Source organism: Psychrobacter sp. TS_SC_6, assembly GCF_056156305.1.
On sequence record NZ_CM149590.1, the window covers coordinates 1,133,321 to 1,146,245 of the forward strand.

At 43.5% G+C, this 12,925-nt stretch carries 12 protein-coding genes; 4 read left to right on the top strand and 8 right to left on the bottom strand.

Annotated elements, in window-relative coordinates; translation table 11 throughout:
• Positions 1–24: 24 nt before the first annotated feature.
• The 8 genes from ureC to urtA all read right to left on the bottom strand — a co-directional run bounded on the left by ureC (position 25) and on the right by urtA (position 9,840).
• Positions 25–2,157: an urease subunit alpha gene (gene ureC / locus AC0J5Y_RS04965; protein WP_475131805.1), complete on the bottom strand. Its 2,133-nt coding sequence runs from the start codon at positions 2,155–2,157 to the stop codon at positions 25–27.
• Between the two features lie 70 nt (positions 2,158–2,227).
• Positions 2,228–2,530, bottom strand: coding sequence for an urease subunit gamma (gene ureA / locus AC0J5Y_RS04970; RefSeq protein ID WP_475131806.1), 303 nt, complete (start codon positions 2,528–2,530; stop codon positions 2,228–2,230).
• Positions 2,531–2,680: 150 nt separating this feature from the next.
• Positions 2,681–3,670, bottom strand: coding sequence for an urease accessory protein UreD (locus AC0J5Y_RS04975; protein WP_475131807.1), 990 nt, complete (start codon positions 3,668–3,670; stop codon positions 2,681–2,683).
• A 29-nt stretch (positions 3,671–3,699) separates the two neighbouring features.
• Positions 3,700–4,398, bottom strand: a complete 699-nt coding sequence (gene urtE / locus AC0J5Y_RS04980; RefSeq protein ID WP_475131808.1) for an urea ABC transporter ATP-binding subunit UrtE — start codon at positions 4,396–4,398, stop codon at positions 3,700–3,702.
• A gap of 158 nt (positions 4,399–4,556) precedes the next feature.
• On the bottom strand, positions 4,557–5,363 hold the full coding sequence (gene urtD / locus AC0J5Y_RS04985) for an urea ABC transporter ATP-binding protein UrtD (protein WP_475132088.1): 807 nt from the start codon (positions 5,361–5,363) through the stop codon (positions 4,557–4,559).
• A 158-nt stretch (positions 5,364–5,521) separates the two neighbouring features.
• Positions 5,522–6,592 carry an urea ABC transporter permease subunit UrtC gene (urtC, locus tag AC0J5Y_RS04990; protein WP_475131809.1) on the bottom strand — a complete coding sequence of 357 codons (1,071 nt, stop codon included), beginning with the start codon at positions 6,590–6,592 and terminating at the stop codon, positions 5,522–5,524.
• 10 nt (positions 6,593–6,602) lie between these two features.
• Positions 6,603–8,390, bottom strand: coding sequence for an urea ABC transporter permease subunit UrtB (gene urtB, locus AC0J5Y_RS04995; RefSeq protein WP_475131810.1), 1,788 nt, complete (start codon positions 8,388–8,390; stop codon positions 6,603–6,605).
• 139 nt (positions 8,391–8,529) lie between these two features.
• Positions 8,530–9,840 (bottom strand): urea ABC transporter substrate-binding protein, encoded by a 1,311-nt coding sequence (gene urtA / locus AC0J5Y_RS05000; RefSeq protein WP_475132090.1) that lies wholly within the window; start codon positions 9,838–9,840, stop codon positions 8,530–8,532.
• 366 nt (positions 9,841–10,206) lie between these two features.
• On the opposite strand from urtA, the gene AC0J5Y_RS05005 reads away from it, so the two are divergent.
• The 4 genes from AC0J5Y_RS05005 to AC0J5Y_RS05020 all read left to right on the top strand — a co-directional run bounded on the left by AC0J5Y_RS05005 (position 10,207) and on the right by AC0J5Y_RS05020 (position 12,908).
• A complete protein-coding gene (locus AC0J5Y_RS05005) occupies positions 10,207–10,482 on the top strand; it encodes a transposase (protein ID WP_475131811.1) in 276 nt (91 codons plus the stop codon).
• Positions 10,483–10,577: 95 nt separating this feature from the next.
• Positions 10,578–11,303: an IS3 family transposase gene (locus tag AC0J5Y_RS05010; RefSeq protein WP_475132092.1), complete on the top strand. Its 726-nt coding sequence runs from the start codon at positions 10,578–10,580 to the stop codon at positions 11,301–11,303.
• A gap of 43 nt (positions 11,304–11,346) precedes the next feature.
• The gene (locus AC0J5Y_RS05015) at positions 11,347–11,517 is read left to right on the top strand and encodes a hypothetical protein (protein WP_475131812.1); all 171 of its coding nucleotides are present in this window, start codon (positions 11,347–11,349) and stop codon (positions 11,515–11,517) included.
• A 380-nt stretch (positions 11,518–11,897) separates the two neighbouring features.
• Positions 11,898–12,908: an OmpA family protein gene (locus tag AC0J5Y_RS05020; protein ID WP_475131813.1), complete on the top strand. Its 1,011-nt coding sequence runs from the start codon at positions 11,898–11,900 to the stop codon at positions 12,906–12,908.
• Positions 12,909–12,925: the final 17 nt, after the last annotated feature.

The window sequence follows — 12,925 nt, forward strand, 5'->3', positions numbered from 1 at the left end:
TATCAGCACGACAATAAAAAGCAGCTAGAATAAAAAATAGCGCTGTGCCATCGGTAGATAGTCGGCAGGCTCGCAGGTCAGCAGCTCACCATCGGCATACACTTCATAGGTTTCAGGATTGACCTCCATCTGAGGACAGTAGCTGTTAAACTTCATGTCTTGTTTGCGTACCTGACGAATGTTGTGTACCGCTTTGATGACCTTTTCTAATCCTAATTGCCTATCAACGCCCTTATCAATAGCCGCACTTGACATAAAGGTGATGCAAGTTTGCGCCACTGTTTTGGGGAAGCTGCCAAACATGCTGCGATAGTGCACAGGCTGCGGGGTGGATATGGAAGCATTGGGATCACCCATAGGTGCCGCTGCAATCAAGCCGCCTTTAATGACAAGGTCGGGCTTGACACCAAAAAATGCAGGCGACCATAATACCAAGTCTGCCCATTTTCCCAACTCAAGTGATCCCACTTCATCACTGATACCATGGGTAATGGCAGGATTGATGGTGTATTTTGCGAGATAGCGTTTAATACGAAAATTATCGTTGCTGCTATTAGAGTCCGTAGGACTTAGCATGATATGCGCTAGGGATTGCTCAGTTTTAGCCGATTGATCAGGAGCAAGGTGACCACGTTGGGCTTTCATCTTATCAGCCGTTTGCCACGTGCGAATAATGACTTCTCCCACGCGTCCCATGGCTTGCGAATCACTACTCATCATGGAGATAGCGCCCATATCTTGTAAAATATCTTCGGCGGCAATGGTTTCTTTACGAATACGACTTTCGGCAAAAGCGACATCTTCTGCAATGGCTGGGCTTAGGTGATGACAAACCATGAGCATGTCGAGATGCTCGTCAATGGTATTAATGGTGAAAGGGCGCGTCGGGTTGGTTGATGAGGGTAAGACGTTGGTTTCGCCAATAGCTTTTAAGATATCTGGGGCATGACCACCGCCAGCGCCTTCGGTATGGAAAGTATGAATACAGCGGTCTTTAAACGCGCCTAGAGTGCTATCTAAATAGCCGCTTTCATTTAACGTATCAGTATGAATCGCCACTTGCACATCATATGCTTCAGCCACACTAAGGCAGTTATCAATGGCTTTGGGCGTGGAGCCCCAGTCTTCATGAAGTTTAAGCCCGATAGCACCTGCTTCAATCTGCTCTACAATGGGGACAGGTAGACTAACATTGCCTTTACCTAATAATCCGATATTCATCGGAATAGCATCAGTGGCTTTTAGCATGCTGTGAATATGATAAGCACCAGGAGTACAAGTGGTGGCAAGAGTACCTTCAGCAGGTCCCGTGCCACCGCCTAACATCGTGGTTACACCAGACATCAATGCCGTCTCACACTGCTGCGGTGCAATGAAGTGAATATGACTATCGATACCGCCAGCAGTTAAGATTTTACCTTCTCCTGCGATAATTTCGGTAGCCGCGCCAATAGGTAACGTCACGTTCGGCTGAATATCAGGGTTGCCAGCTTTACCGATGCCACTGATACGACCCTCTTTGATAGCGACATCTGCCTTATAGATACCGCTATAGTCCACAATCAGAGCATTGGTAATAATAGTGTCGGCAACTTGATCACCCAGCAGCTGTGACTGACCCATACCATCGCGGATAACCTTGCCGCCGCCAAACTTAACCTCTTCACCAATGCTAACACTATCAATATCAGGCTGGTTATCGATATGACTGGTCAAATCATACTCAACCTCAAGCCATAAATTTGTATCTGCCAAGCGTACCTTATCCCCTGTGGTAGGGCCAAAATGTTCGGCATAAATACGTCGGTCAATGCGTTTTTTTGAGGTGTTTTGAGAGGTTTTAGGGTCTACAACGCCCATAACTTTGCCCGAAAAACCATAAATATGCTGTCTACCTGAGATGGCAACCAGCTCCACTTCGCGCGCTTGTCCCGGCTCAAAGCGTACCGCAGTACCAGATAGGATATTGAGTCGATAGCCAAGCGTTGACTCTCGATCAAAGCTCAGTGCTGCATTGACTTCATAGAAGTGATAATGAGAACCGATTTGAATAGGGCGGTCGCCGGTATTGATTACTGCTATGGTTTGAACGCAGCGACCAGCATTCAACGCCATATCGCCTGCTTTAATCTTATATTCGCCTACTTTCATCGTCATTTTTATTATCCTTAATCGTCTTACGGTAATGCCTCTAGTTCAATATCGTTTTATACGACTTTATAGTAAGCTATACGATGGGGTTATGTACCGTCACCAGCTTAGTGCCATCGGGGAAAGTGGCTTCAACTTGGACATCATGTATCATCTCTGCAATGCCCTCCATGACGTCATCGGCAGAAAGATACGTGGCTCCTTCACTCATCAGTTGCGCCACGGTTTTGCCATCACGCGCGCCTTCCATCAGTAACATGCTGATATAAGCGACAGACTCAGGATAATTGAGTTTTACACCGCGATTTTTACGACGTTCCGCTACCATACCAGCGGTAAATAGTAAGAGTTTATCTTTTTCTGTAGGATTTAATTGCATAAAGCTTCCTTAATAATTATTGTGCTTTAAAGACTATGAACCGTTTTTAATCTTCAAAAAGTAAATGTGTTAAGTTAAATGTACTAAGTAGAGTCGTTCTGGTTTGATTCAGCATTGTTTAAGGATGATATTAAGTGGAAATACATGATATTAGGTATCCCAAATCCTTGGTCGATGAGGCTCAAGCGCATACCATGTAGACCTGATAAGCTCGCGAATTTGGTAAAAAGCCTCAAAGCAGGCACGCACATCTGCCCCTAAATAACGACAATTGATACCTTGAAAATTGTGAGTACAGTGAATGGGTAGTGACTGCATATCGATGAGATGGCGTATTTTGGTAATAGTGGCATCTAAATACTGACCAAGCTTGAGCGGGTTATCCTGTAGTTCTGGCGCAATGACCTCTGTGCTAGGTATTGCCCAAAAAGAGCCATGCACATGTTGATTGTTCAGTCCTAATGGTGAGGTAAACCAGCGCGTATTTGCTTGCTGGGAGGTACACTCACTGACCAATAAACTACCCTCACGCCATATCTCTAAGCGGTTGGTATAATGACCATTAGCAAAAGTCTCTTGGTACGCTTGACGTCCGTACATAGCAATATCCCAAGTCAATAGACTTGCCGTTTTAGCTAAATAAAAGCGATTATTGGCAGTAGAGACAGAATGATCGTAATAAATGCTTTCCTGAGGTAGCCATTCAAGGACAGCGTGATCATCGAGACGGGCGTCGATATGCTGTTCAGCGCTGACAACATCATTGAAACAGTCGTTAGAAGTGTTGCTGTTTGCCGATTGAGTACCGTTGCCAAATTTTGATGAGTCGCTGGGTTTAGAGAATCGTAATGATTTGCGTTGCCCGTACCATTTGCCGGCTCCAGGGGTGGTAATCACCGCATGGCTGTTAGAGTGTAGGTCAAATTCCAATGTTAAGCGGTCATCATCGGCAATGCCAGCAGGAGGATACAACACATAAATATGGCAAATCCCTGCTTGACTGTTATCAGGACTATCAGGCTCAGGATACAGCGCGCGCTGCACCATGAGTGCGCCAGTATGGGCACGATGACACAGCCGAGTTTTTGCAGTATTAGAGGCGCAGTCGAAATGAAGCTGTAGTGAGGATTGCCAAGTCAAAATTGTGTTCCCTTTTAGAAAGTGTCCTTTTAGATTGCCACCAATTCTTGAATATTATTTTTTGCCATGTCACATCCAGCCCCTTGAGCTACCACTTGTCCTCTAGAGAGCACGGTATAGTTATCGGCAAGCTCTTCTGCAAACTCATAAAACTGCTCGACCAGTATAATGGCCATTTCACCTTGATAACCCAAATCCCTGATTACCCGCCCGATGTCCTTGATGATAGAGGGCTGAATACCTTCAGTCGGCTCATCGAGTACCAGCACAGATGGCTCGGAGGCAAGCGCACGAGCAATGGCGAGCTGCTGCTGTTGTCCCCCAGATAAATCGCCACCGCGCCGATGCTTCATTTCGTCCAGCACTGGAAATATATCATACAAGTGTTTGGGTACTTTGCTTGCTTTTCGTTGAGAAAATTTTGCCATTCCAATTAGGATGTTTTCTTCAACGGTTAAAGTAGAAAAGATATCACGTCCCTGTGGTACATACGCCAGTCCGGCACGTACGCGCTGCTCAGGCGCCATCTTGCTAATATCCTTACCGTTTAATAAAATCTCACCTGATTTAATTGGCAGAATACCCATCAAGCATTTAAGTAGGGTCGTTTTGCCAACACCATTACGGCCTAGTACGACGCTACATTCTCCTACAGGCGCAGTGAGGGTAACATCACGTAAGATGTGACTACCACCGTAATATTGATTGATAGCATTGACTTTTAACATATAAATACCTTTATTTTTAATGATTAGTCTGACTTATATAATTCCACTATATAAATGTATTTGTCATGTATATGGTTTCGGTTGCCTTATCGTGTAATTGCTTGAGATTTGACTATAATAATTCAAGGTAACAGTTTATTTCTGATTGGTGTTTTTGATTAGCGACCTAGATAAGTTTCGATAACCGCTTGATCGTTTTGTACTTCATTCAACGTACCTTCAGCCAAAATAGCACCATTTGCTAAGACCGTTACTTTCTCACTTATGGCATCGATGAAAGTCATGTCGTGTTCAACCACGATTAAGGTGTGGTTCTTTTTAAGGCGCAGACATAATTCAGCGGTATGTTCGGTTTCGGCATCTGTCATGCCTGCCACTGGTTCATCAAGTAAGATAAGTTTTGGTTTTTGCATCAGTAACATGCCAATCTCTAGCCATTGTTTTTGACCATGAGATAACAGCCCAGCTGGCTTGCTCATCAGTTCTTTTAGGCGTATTTGATCAAGCGTTGAGTCAAGCGTATCTTTGATGTCAGCATCAATTTTGGTAAACCAGCTTTTTGACACCCGTTTGTCTTTCGGCGCGGCCAGCATTAAGTTGTCGAGTACGGTAAATTTCTCAAATACAGTGGGTTTTTGAAACTTACGGCCAATGCCAGCTTCGGCTATTTCTTCGGTAGATAGTTTTGCTAAATTATGTACTTGTCCAAAAAATGCGCTACCTTTTGTCGGCCGCGTTTTACCAGTGAGAACATCCATTAACGTCGTTTTACCTGCGCCATTAGGACCGATGATGCAGCGTAGCTCGCCCGCCTCAATGTATAAAGATAAGTCATTGAGTGCCCGAAACGAGTCAAACCACACGCTAACGTCTTCCAAATAAAGCGCAATACCATGCCTCATGTCTGGCCCTGATTTAGGGACTGGATGTGCTAAGCCAGCACTATCACCATAATCCTCAGCCAAAGTAGTTACTGGTAGGCCAGGCGTGGTTTCGGCAACAGATATATTATTTGCATGATTAATACCTTCTACTGAAGTATTAATGCTGTGATCAGTTTCGCTGTCAGTAAATGTATTGCTAGTCGTTGTTTGAGAAGTAGAATCGTTAGGTATTTTTGACATTACTCTTTTTCCTTCTTAAAACGATCAAGTACACCAATGATGCCGTTAGGTAAAAATAAAGTAACCACCACAAATAATCCGCCTAGGATAAGCAACCAAAACTCCGGATAGGCGACGGTAAAATACGTTTTAATCACATTAATTGTACCAGCGCCTACAATGGCACCGATTAATGAACCTCTGCCTCCAGCAGCCACCCATACTGCCATCTCGATAGAGTTGACGGGGTTCATCTCACCGGGGTTAATGATGCCAACTTGCGGTACATATAGAGCACCAGCGATACCAGCTATTACTGCAGACAATACCCAAGCAGAAAGCTTGTACCAAAGCGTGCGATAACCTAGATACTGCAAGCGATTTTCACTATCACGGATGGCCCCGAGCACACGCCCATAAGGCTGACTCATAAGATAGCGTAGTCCAAGGTAGGACAGTAGCAGCGCCAAAGCGGTCGTAAAGCACAGCACAGCCCTCGTTGACGAGGCAGTGATGTCATAACCTAATAGCGTGGTAAAACCTGTGAAGCCATTATTACCACCAAAGCCTGTTTCGTTACGGAAGAATAATAAGGCGGCTGCATAGGTCATGGCTTGAGTAATAATCGAAAAATAAACCCCTTTGATTTTTGAGCGAAAAGCAAAATAGCCAAAGATAAAAGCGACCAAACCGGGAACCAGCACCACTAGAGCCATCGCCCACCAAAAGTGTTGAGTGCCTGTCCAATACCACGGCAGCTCGGTCCAACTTAAGAAACGCATAAAGTCTGGTAAGCCCGTGCCAGCAGTTTCTCGCGTCAAGTACATACCAAAGGCATAACCTCCTAGCGCAAAATAAAGACCATGACCTAAGCTAAGAATGCCGGCATAGCCCCAGACCAAGTCTAAAGCCAGTGCTACCATGGCGAGCGCCATTATTTTCCCAATCAAAGTTATCCAGTAAGCAGACAAGTGAAAACTAGACGTTTCAGGTAGTAAATGTAGCCAAGGCAATATCAGCAGCACCAAAAAGCACAAACCAATCAAAATGGCGTTACGTGGTGAATCAGATAATAATTGAGTCAAACGCATGAGGTTCTCCTTAATCCACAAAACGGCCTTTGAGGGCAAATAAACCTTGTGGACGTTTTTGAATAAACAAAATCACAAGAACCAGTAACACAATCTTAGCCATCACAGCACCAATACCAATCTCAAGCACAGTACCGCTGACACCAAGACCTAAGGATGCCAATACCGCGCCCCATACTTGCCCAACACCGCCAACCACGACAACTAAAAATGCATCAATAATATAAGTCTGACCTAAATCGGGTCCAACATTGCCTACTTGCGCCAAAGCACAGCCAGCGAGACCAGCGAGACCTGAGCCAAGCCCAAAAGCCAACATATCGATGCGAGCAGATGAGATGCCAACCGCACGAGCCATTTGCCGGTTTTGAGTCACAGCGCGTACAAATAGCCCGAAGCGAGTCTTGTTCAGTAAGTACACCAGTAGCATAAGAATAATAATGGTAAAGCCGATAATAGCGATACGGTTGAAGGGGAGTACAAGGCTCGAGGACACTTGATAGGCACCGCTCAACCAGTCGACATTGCTGACTTCGACGTTTTGCGCGCCAAATATCATCCGAACCAACTGCATAAGAATCAGACTGACGCCGAAGGTTGCCAGTAAGGTTTCAAGCTCACGGCCATAAAGAGGACGAATAACGATCCGTTCGATAACCATGCCGATCAAGGCACTGACTAGAAAAGCAACTGGTATAGCCGCAACAAGATACCACCCTGTCATACTGGGAAAATAAGCTTGAAACAGATTTTGCACCATATAAGTGGAGTAAGCGCCAATCATAATCAACTCACCGTGAGCCATATTGATGACACCAAGGAGCCCAAAGGTAATGGCAAGCCCTAAAGCGGCAAGAAGTAAGACACTTGCAGTACTAAGACCAGTAAAAATATGACCGATCCAAGTGCTGACGGTAATACGCTGCTCAATACTATCTTCAGCGTCTAACAGTGCAGATTTGAGCACAGGATCGATATTGTCTGCCGCCAACGCCTTTTTAACATCAACTAAGACTTGCGGGCTATCACTATCAGCAAGCACGGTAAGCGCGGCAACTTGCTCTGCGACATCACCATCTCTAAAATCAATTCTTGCTTGTAAAGTACTCAACGCCGTTTTGACATCGACATCTTCCTCATTCGTGGCAGCAGTACTTATGAGTGCTGGATCTAGCTGTTCGATATTGTCCGCTAAAATGTCCACTGCCTGCATACGTTGCGTAGGATCGTTTGACTCAAGCTTAACCTTGGCTTGTCCAAACACTAAGGCTGAGCGTAGAGTGTTGGTCAAAGTCACTTGCGCCAAGTCACTCGGCCACTCAGTGGTCAGCTGCTTAGCAGGATAAGTAAATAACTCATCTTCGCTATTAAGTAGATAAGTTTGTCCGCCATTGCCTTGGTATAGCTCATCGTTTTTTATCAGCTCAACTAAAGCATCTAAACTCTCAACTGGCCCCGGCCATTGATTGAGCATGGTTTGGCGCTTGGTGAAGTCGGCAGCAACGAACTGTTCGATAGCGTCCCCTTTACTTATCGCAAGATCAGCTGGCGTAGTTAGAGACTGCTTGTTTTGAGGAAGTAAGGTCTCTTCACTTACAGCATTGGATGTCGCTGCCACAGTATTAATAGATATTGCCTCATTGTGATCGTGGCTGTGTAATACTGGCGTCTCGTGAGCATGAGTAGGCGATGCGACAGAGATAAGAAAGAGCGCCAAAGACAGTAATGTGACTAAAAATGTCTTATTAGAATAATTTACTTGTGCGTCACTTTTATAATAGGAAGGATAATGTGACATGATGGTTCCTTTTCTGCAGTCAACACTCCTCTAACCTCTACTGAAAATCTGTTTTATCAGTAGAGGAGCTAAAGGGTTGCTGGTATCGATACTATTAAGGGGCTAAGTGCTAAAGATTACGGTTTAGATGACCACAACCTTATTTAGGAATGTACTGACTCCATGGCTCAGCACGAATGACTTTTGGCGTTTTGCTGATCACATCGAACTGACCATCGACACGGATTTGACCGATCATGACAGGCTTCCATAAGTGATGATTTTCCTCATCCATTTTCAATGTATACCCTGATGGCGCGTCAAAAGTCTGACCTCCCATACTAATACGTACTTTATCGACATTAGTAGTACCTGCTGTTTCGACTGCTTGTTTCCACATATTGATACCCACGTAGGTGGCTTCCATAGGATCATTGGTCACGACCTTTTCAGCATTCGGTAGCTTATGATCTAGCGCATATTTCTTATACTTTTTGGTGAAGCCGCTGTTGACAGGATTTTTAACCGACATAAAGTAATTCCATGACGCCAAGTGCCCTTGCAATAAGCTGGTATCGATACCACGAAGTTCTTCTTCTCCTACTGAGAATGCCATGACTGGGATATCAGAGGCTTTAATACCTTGGTTGGCAAGCTCGCGATAAAAGGGTACGTTTGAGTCCCCATTAATGGTAGAGATAACGGCTGTCTTTTTACCGGTCGAGAAACTTTTAATGTTGCCCACGATGGTCTGATAGTTGCTAAAACCGAAAGGGGTGTATTCTTCCATGATGTCTGTTTCAGCGACACCTTTAGACTTTAAGAAAGCCCGCAGTATCTGGTTAGTAGTGCGAGGATAAACATAATCGGTCCCAAGTAAGACAAAGCGTTCTGCACTACCACCCTCTGGGCTCATTAAGTATTCAACGGCAGGAATGGCTTGCTGATTGGGAGCCGCCCCAGTGTAGAAAATGTTTTTTGACTGCTCTTGACCCTCGTACTGCACCGGATAAAACATCAAACCGTTTAGTTCTTCAACGACAGGAAGCACTGACTTACGTGACACCGACGTCCAACCACCAAATATGACATCCACCTTGTCTTGAGTTAATAGCTGACGTGCTTTTTCAGCGAATAACGGCCAATCAGAAGCGGGATCTACGACGATTGGTTCTAGCTGCTTACCCAGCACACCGCCATTGGCATTAATTTCATCAATGGTCATGAGGGCAGTATCTTTTAATGATGTTTCAGAGATGGCCATCGTTCCAGATAAAGAATGCAAAATACCAACTTTGATTGTGTCACCATCTTCTGCAGGGATAGTAGTGGTCTCGGCCGTTTCAGTTTTTGTGGTTGTAGAATTGGTTTCTGCACTGGTTTCTGCAGGTTTTTGACAAGCTATAAGACTTAAGCTACCTACAACCGCTACTGCTAGTAGAGACAAACGTGATGTAAGTTTTGAGTCGATACGATAATTTGTACTGATAGGAGTAGCAGTGATAAGCGTTGGCAATAAAGACATATATTTCTCCAAAAAGATAAAGTAGCAGCTTAGTAGGCTGAGTTAACAAACCGTTTTTGACTATTATTAATACATCAATATTTATGCCAACCTAAAATCTAAAAAATTGCACCAATATCGGTCTTTTTAGGAGATATTTTACTTTTTTCGCACCATAATAGTTTTTATGATTTTCTATGCACCATAAGTGTCTAGTCTAAGAGGATAAAAACGATTACATTGAAAGCGGTGTGCTACTAAGTTCAGTGTAGTGGCATAATAAAACTGGACAGCGCATAAGAGGTTTATACTAACCTAAAGAAGGAAACTAGTATGACCAACAAACGCAATCAATATACCCGAGAATTCAAATTAGAAGCCATCAGCTTAGTCGTTGATCAAAACCGCAGCATACTAGATGTGGCAAACTCACTGGGTATTGGCAAATCTACCCTGCAGAAATGGCTGAGTCAGTACCGTCAAGAAATAAAGGGTCAAGCACCTAAAGTTGGCAACGCTTTAAAGGATGAACAGCGCGAGCTACAAGAATTGCGCAAACAAGTTAAGCGACTCACTATGGAGCGCGACATCTTAAATGAGGAGGGATAAAACGAAGCACTGCTTCGTCCCGACGCAAGACGAGAGCTATGCTCAAGTGAGGCTTCTGCTCTGCTGGCCTTGGACAGCCTGAACGGCTATCGCTGATAAGCAGGCTTGCAGAGCAGGACAAACAGGCCAGTAAAAGCCTTTTATGCAAGCTGTTTGGGGTGATGAAAAGCAGTTACTACTACGGAGTAAAGCCCAAGTTAATTAGCCTTGACACTATCAAAACCAAAGCCTTAATACGCCAAATACTTAACGACTCAAAGCGATCAGCAGGCGCTCGCAGCATTGCTGCCATACTCATGAATGAGCATAACATCAAGCTGACCCGTTATATGGCAGCTAAGATTATGGCGCAGATGGGGCTTAAAAGCTGTCAATTGAAAACGCACAAATATAAGCACTGTGATGAGGCGCATACAACCCATGAAAACCTATTGAACCGTAACTTTAGCCCCACAGCGCCCAATCAAGTCTGGACAGGTGATGTCACTTATATTCGCATTAAAGGCAGCTGGTGTTATTTAGCAGTGGTGTTAGATTTGTATGCTCGGCGTGTGGTGGGATTTGCTGTATCAGATTCGCCTGACAGTATGCTGACAACCAAAGCGCTGCAGATGGCATATCAGACGCGCTTACAGCCAATTGGAGTGCTGTTTCATTCTGATCAAGGTACCCATTACACCAGTAAGAAATTCGCTGAGTCCATTGCTAGTTGTGACGGCATGAAGCAGAGCATGAGCCGAAAAGGTAACTCACTACGGGCACAGCCCTCCGCCTTGCGCTCGGGCAAAGCATTGCTTTGCTATTCCTCGCTCATGGGATAATGCGCCGACTGAAAGGTTCTTCAGGAGCTTTAAAACAGAATGGATGCCAAAGGGCGGTTATGAGAATATCGCTGAGGCTAAGATCGCCATCAGTAATTATATCTGGGGCTATTATCAAACCGTGAGACCGCATACTTTCAACAATTATTTAGCACCGCTAGAAAAAGAGAAACGCTACTTTAACAAAAACCTCTTATCAGGTGTTCTAAATTAGTTGACCACTACAATAAGACAAAGCACTGTTTTGCCCGAGCACAAGGCGAGCGCTGTGCTCGAGTAGGAAAAAATGGGTACAAGCAAAGTTTTTACGCCAAGGTTGGATGGAGAACGATCTGCCTAAACTGTTTCATAATATGAGTAGTATCAATTTTATAAAGACTTAACTATATTTGTATTATTAGTTAAATTATATTTGTATTATTAGTTAATACGAATATAATTAATGTAAACATATTTATTTTGTTAAAAGTAGTACGTTACAGGTCAATTCTTAACAAATTATATTTTTAAATAAGAAATTGTTCATTAAATAAACAAATTACGTAAGAAAAAGGTAGATGCTCATAAGCTAGATTTTTATTAGGATGAAACGCTATGGATAGTAAAAATGTATTATTATCAGTGACACTTTGTGCATCAGTAAGTTTGGTAGGTTGTCAAACTGTACCAAATGACCAAATGCAATTTCTCTCTGATACTACCCAACAAGTCAATCAAGTAGACTGGGAAAAAAGTGGGGATTTGTTTCGTTTACCTAATGACGATAATTTAAAAGAAAATGAGCATAGAATTGTTTTTTTTCGCGATGCTCACGATGAAAAGAAAAAAAATAATATCAATATAGGTGTTGGACTGGATCATACTTTTCAAACCAGCTTGGAAACCGGTCATTACTCAGAAAAAATTATTTGTGATAACGTACAAATCATCAATGCGTCAGTCTTAGAAGAAAATGGCGACATCGTTTCCTATTCAGAACGTTTTCAATTTACTCCTCAAAAAACAACTTATATAAAAGTTAGTTTAGCGGCAACTGGCAAACCTGTTCTTCAGCAGATATCAGCCAAAGAAGCCTTGTCATCATTGAACCAAGCTACCCGCCAGACGCACCAAATAAGTCGTGTTCGATCAGACTGTAGCATGACAAATCAAACGCTACCTAGTCAGCCATTGCTAAATCAAAATCTGCCAACAGAACCAGTTAAGAAACCTATAGTAGATACTCAAGTAGATACAAGGGATCTTGAACAGTTCAGTGTGCTCTTTGATTTTGATAGCTCGAATTTGAAAAACAACAATAACGCTGTACTAAATGGTATGGCCAGTTTTATACAGTCTTATCCAAGAACCAATATCACTGTGGAAGGTCATACAGATAGTCGAGGTTCTGACAGCTATAACTTAAAGCTTTCTCAGAAGCGCGCAAATACAGTGAAAAATATTTTAGTAGATAAATATGGTATGGAGCCTTCACGTTTATGTGCTGTAGGGTACGGAGAAGCGATACCAATTGATACCAATAATACTGAAGAAGGACGTCAAAACAACCGTCGAGTTGTCGCTACTGTTGGTGAAAAAAGCAACTTATTCAATAGTTTATTCTGAGTCGATACTTATATTAT

Bases quoted from the DNA above. Each gene is read 5' to 3' on its own strand.
- ureC (WP_475131805.1), bottom strand. From the start codon at position 2,157: ATGACGATGAAAGTAGGCGAATATAAGATTAAAGCAGGCGATATGGCG.
- ureA (WP_475131806.1), bottom strand. From the start codon at position 2,530: ATGCAATTAAATCCTACAGAAAAAGATAAACTCTTACTATTTACCGCT.
- urtE (WP_475131808.1), bottom strand. From the start codon at position 4,398: ATGTTAAAAGTCAATGCTATCAATCAATATTACGGTGGTAGTCACATC.
- urtC (WP_475131809.1), bottom strand. From the start codon at position 6,592: ATGCGTTTGACTCAATTATTATCTGATTCACCACGTAACGCCATTTTG.
- urtB (WP_475131810.1), bottom strand. From the start codon at position 8,390: ATGTCACATTATCCTTCCTATTATAAAAGTGACGCACAAGTAAATTAT.
- AC0J5Y_RS05005 (WP_475131811.1), top strand. From the start codon at position 10,207: ATGACCAACAAACGCAATCAATATACCCGAGAATTCAAATTAGAAGCC.
- AC0J5Y_RS05015 (WP_475131812.1), top strand. From the start codon at position 11,347: ATGCCAAAGGGCGGTTATGAGAATATCGCTGAGGCTAAGATCGCCATC.
- AC0J5Y_RS05020 (WP_475131813.1), top strand. From the start codon at position 11,898: ATGGATAGTAAAAATGTATTATTATCAGTGACACTTTGTGCATCAGTA.